At 71.5% G+C, this 14131-nt stretch carries 14 protein-coding genes and 1 pseudogene; 7 read left to right on the top strand and 8 right to left on the bottom strand.

The annotated features are described in order from the left end of the window. Positions 1-47 precede the first annotated feature (47 nt). The 5 genes from AB0H21_RS16355 to AB0H21_RS16335 form a co-directional block, all read right to left on the bottom strand. Positions 48-491 carry an Rrf2 family transcriptional regulator gene (locus AB0H21_RS16355; protein ID WP_358516935.1) on the bottom strand — a complete coding sequence of 148 codons (444 nt, stop codon included), beginning with the start codon at positions 489-491 and terminating at the stop codon, positions 48-50. 105 nt (positions 492-596) lie between these two features. Continuing rightward, positions 597-1670 carry a 2-oxoacid:ferredoxin oxidoreductase subunit beta gene (locus AB0H21_RS16350; RefSeq protein WP_358516933.1) on the bottom strand — a complete coding sequence of 358 codons (1074 nt, stop codon included), beginning with the start codon at positions 1668-1670 and terminating at the stop codon, positions 597-599. After that, positions 1663-3516, bottom strand: a complete 1854-nt coding sequence (locus AB0H21_RS16345) for a 2-oxoacid:acceptor oxidoreductase subunit alpha (protein WP_358516932.1) — start codon at positions 3514-3516, stop codon at positions 1663-1665. The genes AB0H21_RS16350 and AB0H21_RS16345 overlap by 8 nt, the downstream gene beginning before the upstream one ends. A gap of 218 nt (positions 3517-3734) precedes the next feature. After that, on the bottom strand, positions 3735-3911 hold the full coding sequence (locus AB0H21_RS16340; protein ID WP_358516930.1) for a putative leader peptide: 177 nt from the start codon (positions 3909-3911) through the stop codon (positions 3735-3737). 129 nt (positions 3912-4040) lie between these two features. Further along, the gene (locus tag AB0H21_RS16335; RefSeq protein ID WP_358516928.1) at positions 4041-5537 is read right to left on the bottom strand and encodes a polysaccharide deacetylase family protein; all 1497 of its coding nucleotides are present in this window, start codon (positions 5535-5537) and stop codon (positions 4041-4043) included. A gap of 353 nt (positions 5538-5890) precedes the next feature. On the opposite strand from AB0H21_RS16335, the gene ndhC reads away from it, so the two are divergent. The 4 genes from ndhC to nuoH all read left to right on the top strand — a co-directional run bounded on the left by ndhC (position 5891) and on the right by nuoH (position 8458). Beyond that, positions 5891-6262: an NADH-quinone oxidoreductase subunit A gene (ndhC, locus tag AB0H21_RS16330; protein WP_358516926.1), complete on the top strand. Its 372-nt coding sequence runs from the start codon at positions 5891-5893 to the stop codon at positions 6260-6262. A 162-nt stretch (positions 6263-6424) separates the two neighbouring features. Next, complete coding sequence (locus AB0H21_RS16325) at positions 6425-6889, top strand: NADH-quinone oxidoreductase subunit B family protein (protein WP_358517310.1); 465 nt, start codon at positions 6425-6427, stop codon at positions 6887-6889. After that, positions 6886-7512: an NADH-quinone oxidoreductase subunit C gene (locus AB0H21_RS16320; RefSeq protein ID WP_358516924.1), complete on the top strand. Its 627-nt coding sequence runs from the start codon at positions 6886-6888 to the stop codon at positions 7510-7512. Before AB0H21_RS16325 ends, AB0H21_RS16320 begins: the two co-directional genes overlap by 4 nt. Then, positions 7505-8458: an NADH-quinone oxidoreductase subunit NuoH gene (gene nuoH / locus AB0H21_RS16315; protein WP_358516922.1), complete on the top strand. Its 954-nt coding sequence runs from the start codon at positions 7505-7507 to the stop codon at positions 8456-8458. The genes AB0H21_RS16320 and nuoH overlap by 8 nt, the downstream gene beginning before the upstream one ends. Positions 8459-8461: 3 nt before the next feature. Here nuoH and AB0H21_RS16310 read toward each other — a convergent pair whose 3' ends face one another. The 3 genes from AB0H21_RS16310 to AB0H21_RS16300 form a co-directional block, all read right to left on the bottom strand. Beyond that, positions 8462-9205 carry an SDR family oxidoreductase gene (locus AB0H21_RS16310; RefSeq protein ID WP_358516921.1) on the bottom strand — a complete coding sequence of 248 codons (744 nt, stop codon included), beginning with the start codon at positions 9203-9205 and terminating at the stop codon, positions 8462-8464. Between the two features lie 165 nt (positions 9206-9370). Beyond that, a complete protein-coding gene (locus tag AB0H21_RS16305; RefSeq protein WP_358516919.1) occupies positions 9371-10969 on the bottom strand; it encodes a serine/threonine-protein kinase in 1599 nt (532 codons plus the stop codon). A 93-nt stretch (positions 10970-11062) separates the two neighbouring features. Next, a complete protein-coding gene (locus AB0H21_RS16300; protein ID WP_358516917.1) occupies positions 11063-12193 on the bottom strand; it encodes a hypothetical protein in 1131 nt (376 codons plus the stop codon). A gap of 185 nt (positions 12194-12378) precedes the next feature. On the opposite strand from AB0H21_RS16300, the gene AB0H21_RS16295 reads away from it, so the two are divergent. The 3 genes and pseudogenes from AB0H21_RS16295 to nuoK form a co-directional block, all read left to right on the top strand. Then, positions 12379-13179 (top strand): 4Fe-4S binding protein, encoded by an 801-nt coding sequence (locus tag AB0H21_RS16295; protein ID WP_358516916.1) that lies wholly within the window; start codon positions 12379-12381, stop codon positions 13177-13179. Next, the gene (locus tag AB0H21_RS16290; RefSeq protein ID WP_358516914.1) at positions 13176-13709 is read left to right on the top strand and encodes an NADH-quinone oxidoreductase subunit J; all 534 of its coding nucleotides are present in this window, start codon (positions 13176-13178) and stop codon (positions 13707-13709) included. The genes AB0H21_RS16295 and AB0H21_RS16290 overlap by 4 nt, the downstream gene beginning before the upstream one ends. Before the next feature lies 1 nt (position 13710). Continuing rightward, positions 13711-14007, top strand: a pseudogene (gene nuoK, locus AB0H21_RS16285) (NADH-quinone oxidoreductase subunit NuoK); the annotation flags it as partial. Between the last annotated feature and the right edge of the window lie 124 nt (positions 14008-14131).

Below are 14131 nucleotides of genomic sequence, written 5' to 3'. Positions count from 1 at the left end.
GAATTCGTATTTAAGGTCGTGACGCGCCCCGGACGGACCGGGCCGGGTCAGGTGGACGAGGAGACGAACAGGCGCACCAGCCCCGGACGGGCCGGATCGCCGACGAGGTCCCGCACGGTCAGCGGGTCGAGGGCCGCGTAGAACGCCTCCTGGGCGTCGCGCAGCGCGGCGCGCAACCGGCAGGCCCCGCGCAGCGGGCAGGGGGGCGAGTCCTCGCAGCCGACCACGTCACCCGCGCCCTCGAGCTCGCGCACCAGCCAGCCGACGGAGGCCTGCCGGCCCGCGGCGGTGATCTCCAGCCCGCCGCCGCGCCCGCGCCTGGCCTCCAGCACGCCGAGGTGCTGCAGCCGGCTCACCGCCTTCGCGACGTGGGTGTACGGGGCGGCCACCGACGCGGCGACCTCCTTGGAGGTCGGCGCGGTCTCGTCCGCGACGGCCGCCAGCCGCATCGTGACACGCAACGCCAGGTCGGTGAACTTCGTCAGCCGCATGCGCCGAGCGTATCAAATACGCATATCAGATGTTTGTTCAGGGGTGCTCATGCCAACGGAAACGCCCCCCGCGAAGATCCGCGGAGGGCGTCCAGGTGGAAACGGTCAGCTCACGGCCCAGGTGTCGCCGCCGCGCAGCAGGTCGGCGAGGTCGCCGGGGCCGCGCTGGGCGACGGACTCCTCCAACTGCTCGGCCATCAGCGAGTCGTAGGAGGGCCGGACGACCGAGCGGAAGACCCCGATCGGCACGTGCTCGAACGCCGGCTCGTCCAGCCGGGACAGCGCGAAGGCCACCGACGGGTCGGGGTCGTGCGCGTCGTGGACGAGGATCTCCGACTCGGGCACCGAGGCGCGGTCGACGACCTCGATGGCCCCGCCCGGGGCGCGGCGCGCGGCCTTGGAGGCGGAGACGATCGGCTGCCCGTGCTCCAGGCGCAGCGTGATGTCGTCGCGCACCTCAGGGTCCTTGAGCTGGTCGAACGCGCCGTCGTTGAAGATGTTGCAGTTCTGGTAGATCTCGACCAGGCTCGTGCCCCGGTGGGCCGCCGCCTCGCGCAGCACCGACTGCAGGTGCTTGCGGTCGGAGTCGAGCGTGCGGGCCACGAAGCTCGCCTCGGCGCCGAGGGCCAGCGAGATCGGGTTGAACGGCTTGTCCAGCGAGCCCATCGGCGTCGACTTCGTGATCTTGCCGACCTCGGACGTTGGGGAGTATTGGCCCTTCGTCAGCCCGTAGATCCTGTTGTTGAACAGCAGGATGTTGAGGTTGACGTTGCGGCGCAGCGCGTGGATCAGATGGTTGCCGCCGATCGACAGCGCGTCGCCGTCACCGGTGATCACCCACACCGACAGGTCGGGACGCGAGGCGGCGAGGCCCGTGGCGATCGCCGGGGCCCGGCCGTGGATCGAGTGGAAGCCGTAGGTGTTCAGGTAGTACGGGAACCGGGAGGAGCAGCCGATGCCCGAGACGAACACGATGTTCTCGCGCTTGAGCCCGAGCTCCGGCAGGAAGCTCTGCACGGCGGCCAGGATGGCGTAGTCGCCGCACCCGGGGCACCAGCGCACCTCCTGGTCGCTCTTGAAGTCCTTCATCGTCTGCTTCTCGGTCGCCCGGGGGATGAGCGTGAGCCCGGTGCCCCCGTTCGGAACCGTGATGTGCCCGTTGGTCGCGATATCACTCACTGTCGATCACGTCCTGGATCACTCCGGCCAGCTCCTCGGCCTTGAAGGGAAGACCGCGTACGCGGTTGTAACTGATGATGTCGACCAGGAACCGCGCACGCAGCAGCAGCGCGAGCTGGCCGAGGTTGATCTCGGGCAGCAGCACCTTGTCGTACGCGCGCAGGACCTCGCCGGTGTTGGCCGGAAGAGGGTTGAGATGGCGGATGTGCGCCTGGGCGACCTTCGCGCCGGTTCTGCGCACCCGCCGCACGGCCGCCGCGATGGGGCCGTACGTCGATCCCCAGCCGACGACCAGCACACGCGCGTCGCCGTCGGGGTCGTCGACCTCCAGCGGCGGGATGTCCTGCGCGATGCCGTCGATCTTCGCCTGGCGGAGCCGGACCATTCGGTCGTGGTTGTTCGGGTCGTAGGAGATGTTGCCCGAGCCGTCGGCCTTCTCGATGCCGCCGATGCGGTGCTCCAGGCCGGGCGTGCCCGGGACGGCCCACGGCCGGGCCAGCGTCTCCGGGTCGCGCCGGAACGGCAGGTAGGTCTCGCCGTCGTCGCCGTTCGGCGTCGTGGTGAACTCGACCGAGATGTCGGGCAGCTCGCTGATCTCGGGCAGCCGCCACGGCTCGGAGCCGTTGGCGAGGTAGCCGTCGGACAGGAGCATGACCGGCGTGCGGTACTTCACCGCGAGGCGGGCGGCCTCCAGCGCGGCGTCGAAGCAGTCCGACGGGGTGGAGGGCGCGATGATCGGCAGCGGCGACTCTCCGTTGCGGCCGTACATGGCCATCAGCAGGTCGGTCTGCTCGGTCTTGGTCGGCATGCCCGTGGACGGGCCGGCGCGCTGGACGTCGATCACCAGCAGAGGCAGTTCGGTGGCGACCGCCAGGCCGACCGTCTCCGCCTTCAGGGCCACGCCCGGCCCCGAGGTGGTGGTCACGCCGAGCGCGCCGCCGAAGGACGCGCCGAGCGCGGCGCCCACGCCCGCGATCTCGTCCTCGGCCTGGAAGGTGCGGATGCCGAACCGCTTGTGCTTGGACAGCTCGTGCAGGATGTCGGACGCCGGGGTGATCGGGTAGGACCCGAGGAACAGCGGCAGCTTCGACTGCACGGACGCGGCGATCAGGCCGTAGGCGAGGGCCTGGTTTCCCGAGATGTTGCGGTAGAGCCCCGGGGCCAGCTTGGCGGGCTTGATCTCGTACGACACCGAGAACGACTCGGTGGTCTCGCCGTAGTTCCACCCCGCCTGGAAGGCCGCGATGTTCGCCTTGGCGATGTCGGGCTTCTTGGCGAACTTTGCCTCGAGGAACTTGATCGTCGCCTCGGTCGGCCGGTGGTAGAGCCAGGACAGCAGGCCGAGCGCGAACATGTTCTTCGCCCGCTCGGCGTCCTTCTTCGAGATGTCGAAGCCTTCGAGGGCCTTGACCGTCAGCGACGTGAGCGGGACGGCGTGCACGCGCCACTCGCCGAGCGAGCCGTCCTCGACGGGGCTGCCGTCGTACCCGACCTTCTGCAGGTTGCGCTTGGTGAACTCGTCGGTGTTGACGATGATGTCGGCGCCGCGGGGCAGGTCGCCGAGGTTGGCCTTCAGCGCCGCCGGGTTCATCGCGACCAGGACGTTCGGGGCGTCGCCCGGCGTGAGGATGTCGTGGTCGGCGAAGTGCAGCTGGAAGCTCGACACGCCGGGGAGCGTGCCCGCGGGGGCGCGGATCTCGGCCGGGAAGTTGGGGAGCGTCGACAGGTCGTTGCCGAACTGCGCGGTCTCCGCCGTGAAGCGGTCTCCGGTCAGCTGCATGCCATCGCCGGAGTCGCCCGCGAAGCGGATGATCACCCGGTCGAGTTGCTGAACCTGCTTTGTCACAGCTCGGTCCTCCTCGACGCGTCAGGGCGCCGTCGCTCGTGGCACGTGTACATTTCCATGCTAGATCCCTTGGGGCTGCGCGGGCTTATTTACGCATGCGCGTCGGACAGGGCGTGACCTGCGTCCCTGTGACGGCGCTGATCTCTCGGCGGGACCGGAGTTGCCCAGGTCATCGGTGGTCGGGCCGGTGACGCGCGGTAGACGGAACCGGGGGCGGCTCAGGTCGGTACGCGGCAGGTGACCACTGCCGGGGGGTCCGGGAAGCCGGAGAGCCCCGGAGGCCATGTGAGCCCGGAAAGCATGGTCACGACCGGAAACCGCTCTCGGGTACACAGCCCGGAGGCGAGCCGGCACAGATCAATGTGCAGCCGCGAGTAGAGAGCGTGTCGGGTCACGATGACTAACTATATGTCCCCGCTCCGGATCGCTCGGAGTGTCGTACGTCACCCCCGCCCCGCGTGGCGGGAGCGGGAGCGGACTTCGTCGCAGGGTCGTGGGCACTACGTGTGGTGTTCACCAGGGGCTCAGCCGTCCAGGCGCGCCGGTTTCGCCCCCTCGGTGTAGATGTGTCCCGGCAGCATCCCCGATGACGCGTACAGCTCCGGGACCGTGACGAACGCGTACCCCCGGGCCGCCAGGGCGCTCAGGATCCGCGGCAGGGCCCGCAGGGTCGCCCTGCCGCACTCGTGCATGAGGACGACCGCGCCCGGCCGCACCCCGTCCACGGCGCGCCGGGTGACGGCGGCGGGGTCGTCGTCGCGGGCGTCGGCGGTGTCGACGTTCCAGCCGACGATCGAGAGCCCGAGCGCCCGCGCGGCGATGATCACCTTGTCGGTGACATGGCCGTACGGCGCGCGCATCAGGCCGGGGGTGCGGCCGGTGGCGGCGCCGATCGCGATCTGCGTGCGTCCCAGCTCGTCGGAGATCTGGCGGATGTTCAGGCTGTCGAGGTCACGGTGGGACCAGGAATGGCCGGCGACCAGGTGGCCGGCGGCGGACAGGCGGCGCAGCAGGTCGGGACGGGCCTCGGCGTTCTGCCCGACGGTGAAGAAGGTGGCGCGGGCGCGGTACTCGGCGAGGATCGCCATCAGCCGCTCGGTGGCCCCGCCCGGGCCGTCGTCGAAGGTCAGGGCGACGCAGCGCGTGATGGAGCAGTCGGCGCTCGCGCCCTCCGGGCTCTGCAGGCCCGGGGTGGGCGTGGCCTGCGGGGGCGGTGTGTCGGGCAGAGTGTCCGGGGTGGCGGAGTCGACGGCGTGCATGACCCTGGCGCCGAACCCGGACAGGAGCGGCTTGGCCTCGTTCATGGGGATGGCGACCGCGATCCGTCCCATGCGCCCTGACGCGACCTGGTCGTCGTCGAACTCGGCCACGAGATCGCCGTGGGGGTTGAAGTTGATCGAGTCGAACATCGCGCCGTCCGGGCCGATCGCGTCGGGACGGACGCCCGCCCCGAGCTTCCACAGGCGGTTCTTGACGAGGGCCGCCAGGGTGCCCAGGGCCTTCTGGTCCTTGAGCAGGTCGGAGGAGTTGTGGACGCGGCGGGTGGTCTGGTCGTACCAGACCGTGTCCAGGGAGTTGCGCCAGGCGCCGCCGGTCAGCGCGCCCGTGCGCAGGCGCACGCCGAACACGCCGTCGGAGGCGGCCGTGATCTGCCAGCCGATGTTGAGCTCCGAGGGCGCGGCGCCCGGGGACGCGGTGACGTGGCCGGGGGAGGGGGTGGTGGGCCGGCGGTCGTACCGGCGCAGGGCCTCGTCGGTCAGCTTCTGGAGCCTGGCGGCGAGCGCGGGGGCGTCGGGGGGCACGGGATAGCTGGCGAAGGCCCGTTTCGTCCTCGCCGAGTCGTCGGAGATCGTGCGGATCGTGAGCCCGGGGACCGTCGAGGGGTCGACGAAGTTGATCGTCGTGGGTTGCGCGGGCAGCGTCGTGGGTCCGTCCCTGGACGGCAGGGAAAGGGACATGCCGCAACCGGAGACAAGGGCCAGGGTGAGGGCGGTCGCTCCGGCGAGCAGGGAGCGCGACATGGCTGCCAGACTAGGCGGGCAATACGGGTATTTACCGCTATTTGGTGTGATTGGCGCGTGCCCTTTGACCGCGATGGGTAACCCGAGGGTGACGGATGGCGACGACGGCCGGTACGTTGATCGACGTCAGGTGCCGCCGGACCGGCGGGAACGGAGCCGCGAGGTTCACAAGCCCGTGGAGACGTGGTAAGACCACTCCGATGGCCCAGGTCGGTGAAGCGGGAAGCCACAGAAGCGCCGACGGCATGGGCTGATCCCGGGCCCTCAGGCCGGGGAGCGCGTCGACAACGGCACGAGGTCACCGATCACGCCGGGGCGGCGCGTGCCGGCGCGGTGGCCAGGCAGGAGGCTGCATGGACGGATATTTCGGTTCCTACGCGGTCGTCGCCGTGCTGTTCGCGATCGGCCTCGCCATCTTCGGCGGCGCGCTGCTCGCCAACCGGCTGCTCCGGCCCCACCGTCCCACCCCGGAGAAGCTCACCACCTACGAGTGCGGGGTCGACCCGGTCGGCGAGGGATGGGCGCAGTCGCAGATCCGCTACTACGTCTTCACCTATCTCTACGTCGTCTTCGCCGTCGACGCGGTGTTCCTGTTCCCCTGGGCGACGGTCTTCGCCGCGCCGGGCTTCGGCATGACCACACTGGTCGAGATGTTCGTCTTCCTGGCGTTCATCGCGCTCGGCATCCTGTACGCCTGGCGCAAGCGCGTCCTCGCCTGGACGTAGACCGCCCGCACAGAGCTCGCCCAGAGCCCGCATAGAGCCCGCATAGAGAGAGCCCGCCCAGAGCAGCCGGAAGGGCCGGAAGAAGGGAGAATGCCTGCCATGGCAGCCCGAGATCTCCCCATGCCGACGGTCGGGCCGGTGTCCCGGCTCGCGCCCAAGCCCATGCGCTTCATCCTCAACTGGGGGAGGCGCTACTCGCTGTGGGTGTTCAACTTCGGGCTGGCCTGCTGCGCCATCGAGTTCATCGCGACCTCGATGAGCCGCCACGACTTCATCCGCTTCGGGGTGATCCCCTTCGCCAACGGGCCGCGGCAGGCCGACCTGATGATCGTGTCGGGCACCGTCACCGACAAGATGGCCCCCGCCGTCAAGCGCCTCTACGAGCAGATGCCCGACCCCAAGTACGTCATCTCCTTCGGCGCCTGCTCCAACTGCGGCGGCCCGTACTGGGACTCCTACTGCGTGACCAAAGGGGTGGACCAGATCATCCCGGTCGACGTGTACGTGCCCGGCTGCCCGCCGAGGCCCGAGGCCCTGTTGCACGGCATCATGAAGCTCCAGGAGCGGATCGCCGCCGAGTCGCTCGGCGAGCGCTACACCGTCCAGGCCGAGGACGTGCGCGGGTGAGGGCCGCCATCGAGGAGCGCTACGGCGCCCGTGCCGAGATCTCCGAGTCCTTCGGCGAGATCACCGTCGACGTCGCGCCCGGCGACTGGCTCGACCTGCTGACGTTCGCCCGCGACGACCTCGGCTGCGCGTTCTTCGACTGGCTGACCGGCGTGGACGACCCGCCCGGCTCCTTCGAGGTGGTCGCCCACGTCTTCGACCCCGTCCGGCACGCCCACCTGCTGCTGCGCACCCGCGTCCCCCGCGAGGCCCCCGTTCTGCCGAGCGCGACCGGCGTCTACCGGGGCGCCGACTGGCACGAGCGCGAGACGTTCGAGATGTTCGGCGTGATCTTCGAGGGGCACCCGCACCTGGAGTCGCTGCTGCTGCCCGAGGGCTTCGAGGGCCACCCCCTGCGCAAGGACTTCATCCTCGCCTCGCGGGTCGCCAAGCCGTGGCCCGGCGCCAAGGAGCCCGGCGAGTCCGGGCAGGGCTCGCCGAGCCGCCGCAAGACGCTGCCGCCGGGCGTGCCCGCCGCCTGGGGCCCGCAGGCGGCCACGCCTTCCACGCCTCCCACGCCCCCGCCCACGCGCGGCCCGCGCGCCGTACGCCGCGACCAGCCAGGGAGGGACGCCGATGGCTGAGGTGCTCGACGTCGCGCTGCGCCTCGTCGTGATCGTGATCGCGTTCCTGACGCTGCCGCTGATCGTCGGGCAGACCGAGCACAAGGCCATGGCGCACATGCAGTCCCGCCTCGGCCCGATGTACGCGGGCGGCTTCCACGGCTGGGCGCAGCTCATCGCCGACGGCGTGAAGTTCGTCCAGAAGGAGGACGTGATCCCGGCGGCGGCCGACCGCCGCGTGTTCGCGCTGGCCCCGGCCGTCGGGCTGCTGCCCTACCTGATCGTCATGATCGTCATACCGGTCGGGCCGGGCCTGTTCGGCGCCGACCTCGACGTCGGCCTGTTCTTCGTCCTCGCCGTCATGGGCGTCGGCGTGCTCGGCTCGATCATGGCCGGGTGGTCGTCCGCCAACAAGTACTCCGTGCTCGGCGGCATGCGCGCGGCGGCGCAGCTCATGTCGTACGAGCTGCCGCTGGTGCTGGCCGCCTCGTCGGTGGCCATGGCGGCGGGAACGCTGTCGCTGCCGGGCATCGTGGAGGCCTGGCGGTGGTGGTGGCTGCCGTGGCAGGCAGTCGGCGCGGTGGTGTTCTTCGTCGCGGGCCTCGCCGAGCTGCGCCGGCCGCCGTTCGACATGCCGATCGCCGACTCCGAGATCATCATGGGGCCGATGACCGAGTACACCGGCATCCGCTTTGCGTTGTTCATGCTCGCGGAGTACGTCGGCATCGTGGTGGTCTCGGCGCTGACGACCGTCCTGTTCCTCGGCGGGTGGAACGGCCCGCTGCTGCCCGGGCCGGTCTGGACGCTGATCAAGATCTTCGCGCTGGCCTTCGTGGTGATCTGGATCCGCGTCAGCTTCCCCCGCCTGCGGGCCGACCAGCTACAGAAGCTCGCCTGGGTCGGCCTGGTGCCGCTGGCGCTGTTCCAGCTCGCCCTCACCGGCGTCGTGAAGGTCCTCGCGGGCTGAGCGTCACCGCCCGAGCATCGCGCCGCCGTTGATGTGCAGGATCTGCCCGGTGAGGTAGCCCGCCTCCGGCGAGGCGAGGTACTTGACCGCGGCCGCGATCTCGGCGGGCGTGCCCGGCCTGCCGACCAGCGTCTGGTCGACGCGTGACTTGACGAACTCCGGCGTCGCGCGCCCGCCGAAGAACTCGGTGTCCTCGACGTACCCCGGGGCCACGGCGTTGACCGTGACGCCGTCGGCGCCGAGGCGCTGGGCCAGCTCGTAGGTGTAGGCGTGCAGGGCGGCCTTGGCGCCGCCGTAGGAGCCGGGCCCGCGCACCGCCGCGATCGACGACAGGTGGACGACGCGCCCGCCCGGCCGCCGCAGGTAGGGCAGCAGGCCCTCGGTGAGCAGCACGGCCGTGATGACGTTGGCCTCGAAGTTCGCGCGGTACCCCTCCGCGACCCCCGCGGGCGTGCCGTCGTCGCCCCACGCGACGTTCCCGCCCGCGTTCGTGACGATGACGTCCACCGGGCTGTGCAGGGCGACGGACTCCACCGCGGCCTGCGCCTGCGCCGCGTCGCTCAGGTCGGCGGTGGTGAAGGAGACCAGGTCGGCGCCGTGGGCGGTGTTGAGCTTGTCGGCAGCCTCCTTGAGGACCTCGGTGCGGCGGCCGATGATGACGACCTGGTCGCCGTCCGCGGCGAAGGCCGCCGCCGTCGCCAGGCCGATGCCGGTTCCTCCACCGGACACCACTACCCGTCGCGCCATTGCCGGACCCCTTTCATCGCGGTTTCCGTCATTCTTACCGCCCAGCGGGTTTCAGTGGTGTGATTTTCGTCCGGCCTGTCGCCGCCCGTGCCGGGCTCCGATCCAGCCGGTCACTCGCCCAAGCCGCCGCGCCGGTGGGCGTCCATCCGCGCGGCGAACGCGTGGTCAGTGCACGATGGCGAGCATCACGTCGGACGCCGACGGCCGCCCATCCGGCCGCTTCGCCAGGCACGAGCCCACCACCTTCGCCAGCGAGCCGGGCAGCGCGGACAGGTCCGGGTGCGCGGTGAAGATGCGGTTCAGCACGGCCGCGATGTTGTCCTCGCCGAACGCCGGGCGGCCCGTCGCGGCGAAGACCATCGTCGCCGCCCAGCTGAACACGTCGGACTCCGGCCCGACCCGCTCGCCCGCCACCTGCTCCGGCGACATGTAGGCCGGGGTGCCCACCACGCCGCTGGAGGTCGCGGTCGCCTGGTCGACCACGCGGGCGATGCCGAAGTCGACCACCCGCGGCCCGTCCGCCCCGATCAGCACGTTGCTCGGCTTGAAGTCCCGGTGGACGATGCCCGCCTTGTGGATCGCCGCCAGCGCGCCCGCCGTCCCGAGAGCCAGCCGTACCAGCCCGTCGTGGCCGCGCGGGCCCTGCTCGCGTACGAGCTGCTCCAGCGAGCAGCCCTCGACGTACTCGCTGACGATGAACGGGCGCTCGTCCGCCAGGCCCGCGTCGATCACGCGCGCGGTGGAGAACGGCGCGACACGCCTGGCCGCCTCGACCTCGCGCAGGAACCGCTGCCGTGCCCCGGCCTCAGCGGCCAGCCGCGCGTGCAGCACCTTGATCGCGACCTGCGTGCCCTCGGGGGTCTCGCCGAGGTAGACGGCCCCCTGGCCGCCCTGGCCGAGGCTGCCGATCAGGCGGTAGCGCCCGACGTGGTCCGGCTCGCCCGCGGGCAGGGGCCCCGGCGCCGAGACGGGAAGCGTCGAGCCCCGGCCCGGACCGCCTGGCGTGCCGCCGCCCAGGCCGCTCGGCGCGGTGTCCTGGTGGTACCGCAGACGCGAGCCGCCCGGGATGCTCGGCGTCTGGTCGGCCGGCCGGTGCGCGGGCCCCGGCGGCGTCCGGTCCACGGGATGACGGACATGTCCGTCGTGCTGCTCCGGGGGCAGGACGGACGTCCGGTCCACCGGGCGGTGCTGGGGCGTCCGGTCCACAGGCTGGTGCGGGGGCATGCGGTCCACAGGGTGGTGTGCGGGCCTGGGCGGCGGTAATTGGCCCTGCGGCGGCTGGTCGCGCGGCCCGTTCTGGAACCGGTCGTGAGGCCGGTGCTGGGGCGGGTGCTGGTGCTGGGGCCGGTGCGCGTACGCGGGAGGCGCGGGCGGGGCCGGGTACGGCGCGGCGTACGGCGCCTGCCGGTAGGCGTGCGGCGGCGGGGCGTACCCGTGCCCGGCCGGGCGAGGCGCGAAGACCGTCGAGCGGATCGCCAGGGAGTGGATGGGCCCGCCGATCCAGTTGGTGAACAGCCCGACCACGACGAGGATGGCCGGCCCGTCCGGGTAGGACGGCGCGTTGTTGTAGACGACGATGACCGCGAACATCACGAAGAGGCCGAGGAAGTACAGCAGCGCCGCGACCGCCAGCATCGGGGCGCGCCTGCGGTAGGCCGCGTACCCGATCGTGAAGGGCGTCGCCAGGCCGCAGGTGAAGAGGGGAGCCAGGGCCCAGAGGATGCTGATCGCGAGGGTGGACTGTGAGGGCCGTGCTGGCTGCATATCGCGAAGAATACGGAGATAGAGGGCGCTGCGCAGGTTTTGTGGGCACGGTTTATGCAGCCGAGACCACCGCCCGCGCGCCCGATCGGCAGGTCAGGGCAGGTAGATCGTCAGCTCGACCAGGTCGGGGGTGAGCTGCGGCGGCAGGTCCACCGCGATCGAGACGTCCTCGGCCGAGACGAACCCGCCGACCTCCGCCCTCGCCTCGACGACGCGCCGCGCGAGGTCGGCGGTCATGCCGGGCAGCCCGGCGATCACCTCGACCGGCACATGGTTGACGTCCACGAGCCCGCCGTCGTCGTAGTGGCGCGGCAGGTCGGGCCGCCCGATACGCAGCTCGCGGGCCAGGACCGGGTCGCGCTCGGCCAGCTCGCGGGCCTCCTGCCGGAGCCGGCGGCGGTGCTGGGCGGCGGCCACGGCGTGATCGTTCGGCGACTCCGACCGGTCGAAGACGCGCTTGCGGATGATCAGCGAGTGGATCGTCCCGCCGAGCCAGCTTCCGGTCGTCCCCAGCATCGTGAGGAGCTGCAGGATCATGGGCGTCGGGCCGACGTCATCCATGGCGACGGTCAGCACGAACGTCGCCATGCCGGCCGCGTACAGCGCCGCGCTGATGCCGAGCAGCGTGCTGCGCAGCTTGGCCGCCGCGTACCCGATGGTGAACGGTGTGGCGGCGCCGCAGGTCAGCAGGGGCGCGAGGGCCCAGAGCACGCTGGCGGCAGTGTTGTTTGGGGGAGGCGGCGGGAAGGGTGGCTGTCCCGGCCGCGGCCCGTGCGGGGGGCCGTACGGGCCGGGAACCGGCGGGTTGTACGGGGCCAGGCCGGGGCCGAAGCCGTGTGACGTCCCAAAGGGGTCGGCCCCCGCGTCCGGCGAGGCGTACGGAGATCGCTCGGGGCGCGGGCGGGGCGTTTCGGAGGAGGAGCGGCCCGGCGGCGTGGACCTGCCCGCGGGCGGGCGGCGGCGCTCGGTGGGGTGGCCGTCGTACGGCGTGCGGCGCTCGGACCCGGGACGGGGGCCGTGCTTCAGGCGCGGCTCGCCGGGGCGGGCGTCCGGGTCGTGATCGGAGCCCGGGTGGTCCTTGGGCGTCCGGGGCTCGCGGCCCGGCAGGGGGCGGCCCTTCAGATGGGGCCGGGGAGCGGTCGGGCCGTTCGGATCGTCGGAGTCCGGAGGAAGGGCTTCCGGCGGCCCCGATCCCGGGCCCCCGTGGCCGTTGGTCGGGTGCATAACGCGAACAATACGGCGTCGCCGGTACGTCTCGCATCGGCCACAAGGACCACTCGCTATGTCCGACTAGTCCCCCGAAATCGTGATGATTGAGGAAAACTGGGAGCCGATGGGGGGCTCCGCATTCACGAGAACGCCCATGTGCGTCATGATGTTGAACCGTGGCAGGTATACCAGGAGAAGGCTTGGCGAAGGGGCTGGCCGTCACCCTGCGCCATATGCTCAGCAAGTCGGAGACGCGGCAGTACCCAGAGGTCCGGCCCGAGCTGCCCCCGCGCAGCCGCGGCGTCATCGCCCTGGTCGAAGAGAACTGCACGGTCTGCATGCTCTGCGCCCGCGAATGCCCCGACTGGTGCATCTACATCGACTCCCACAAGGAGACGACCCCGGCCCCTGAGGGCGGGCGCCCCCGCGCGCACAACGTGCTCGACCGGTTCGCCATCGACTTCTCGCTGTGCATGTACTGCGGCATCTGCATCGAGGTCTGCCCATTCGACGCGCTGTTCTGGTCGCCCGAGTTCGAGTACGCCGAGCACGACATCCGCGACCTTCTCCATGAGAAGGACAGGCTCGGCGAGTGGGTCCAGACCATCCCCATCCCGCCGCCCCACGACCCGAACGCCGAACCCCCCAAGGAACTCGCCGCCTCCACCCGCACCACCCCCACCCGCCCAAGCCCCGGCCCCGGCACCTCGACCCCCACTGGTGCCCAAGCGCCCAGCACCGGCGCCCCCACCCCCACCGCAGGCGCCCCTGCTCCCACGTCAGGCGGTTCCACTCCAACCACAGGCACCCCCGCCCCCGCTTCCGGCGCCCCCGCCTCGGAGTCCGCCGCCCGAGCCGCCGTACGGGCGATCCGACCCCCGGGTGCCCTCCCGAAGAAGCCCGACCCGGCTCAGCCCCCCTCCGGTGAACGGGAGGAAGGTTCGCGTTCGAGGGGTGAGGAGGGGCCTCCGGAGTCGGCTGGACCGGCGAGGCGGTCGTGACCGCCACGGCCCTGTGGCCCCCCACGGCGCAGGAGGTCGTCTTCCTGCTGCTCGGGGTGGTCGCCGCCGCGTCCGCGCTGCTGGTCGTCACCACGCGCCAGATCGTCCACGCGGCCCTGTGGCTGGTCGTCTCGTTCGGCGCGCTCGCGGGCTGCTACCTGGTGCTCACGGCCGAGTTCGTCGCCTGGGTGCAGGTGTTGATCTACGTCGGGGCCGTGGTCGTGCTCCTGCTCTTCGGCATCATGCTGACCCGCGCGCCCATCGGCCCGTCCGCCGACCTGAACTCCGGCAACAAGGTGATGGCCGCGATCGTCGCGCTCGCCACCGCCGCCGTCCTCGTCACCACCGTCATCGACGGCTTCCGCCTCGCGTACGCGCCGCTCACGCCGGGGGAGGGAGCCGCCAAGCCGCTCGGGGCCAGCATCTTCAGGAACTGGGTGCTGCCCTTCGAGGCGCTGTCGGTGCTGCTGCTCGCCGCCCTGATCGGCGCCATCGTGATCTCCCGCACCGACATCGGCGGAAAGGACTGACGTGCACGTCGTCTATCCCGCCGTGCTCGCGGCGCTGCTGTTCTCGACAGGCGTGTACGGCGTGCTGGCCCGGCGCAACACGATCCTCGTGCTGATGTCCGTCGAGCTGATGCTGAACGCGGTGAACATCAACCTGGTCGCCTTCGACGTGTGGCTCCGCGACGCCCTCCACGGGGGCCAGGTGCTGACGCTGTTCGTCATCGTGATCGCGGCGGCCGAACTGGGCGTGGGCCTGGCGATCGTCCTCGCGGTGTTCCGCAACCGGCAGACGGTCGCGGTCGACCGGCTCCACGACCTCGCGGAGCCCGAGGACGACCGGACCAGCCCCGGCGGCCCCGACACGCCGGACGGTTCGGACGGTTCGGACCCGCAGGATGCGCCGGACGCGGGCGGGACGCGGGGCGCGCGGGCGAGGGGCGGCG

The organism is Sphaerisporangium sp. NPDC051011 (assembly GCF_040653595.1).
In the GTDB taxonomy this organism is placed as follows: domain Bacteria; phylum Actinomycetota; class Actinomycetes; order Streptosporangiales; family Streptosporangiaceae; genus Sphaerisporangium.
The sequence above is the reverse complement of the archived record's forward strand: the minus strand, read 5'-3'. Positions and strand labels throughout refer to the sequence as shown.

What these genes read in the sequence shown, in the direction of transcription:
- AB0H21_RS16355 (WP_358516935.1), bottom strand. Translation starts at nt 491, where the DNA reads ATGCGGCTGACGAAGTTCACCGACCTGGCGTTGCGTGTCACGATGCGG.
- AB0H21_RS16335 (WP_358516928.1), bottom strand. Translation starts at nt 5,537, where the DNA reads ATGTCGCGCTCCCTGCTCGCCGGAGCGACCGCCCTCACCCTGGCCCTT.
- ndhC (WP_358516926.1), top strand. Translation starts at nt 5,891, where the DNA reads ATGGACGGATATTTCGGTTCCTACGCGGTCGTCGCCGTGCTGTTCGCG.
- AB0H21_RS16325 (WP_358517310.1), top strand. Translation starts at nt 6,425, where the DNA reads ATGCGCTTCATCCTCAACTGGGGGAGGCGCTACTCGCTGTGGGTGTTC.
- nuoH (WP_358516922.1), top strand. Translation starts at nt 7,505, where the DNA reads ATGGCTGAGGTGCTCGACGTCGCGCTGCGCCTCGTCGTGATCGTGATC.
- AB0H21_RS16310 (WP_358516921.1), bottom strand. Translation starts at nt 9,205, where the DNA reads ATGGCGCGACGGGTAGTGGTGTCCGGTGGAGGAACCGGCATCGGCCTG.
- AB0H21_RS16305 (WP_358516919.1), bottom strand. Translation starts at nt 10,969, where the DNA reads ATGCAGCCAGCACGGCCCTCACAGTCCACCCTCGCGATCAGCATCCTC.
- AB0H21_RS16300 (WP_358516917.1), bottom strand. Translation starts at nt 12,193, where the DNA reads ATGCACCCGACCAACGGCCACGGGGGCCCGGGATCGGGGCCGCCGGAA.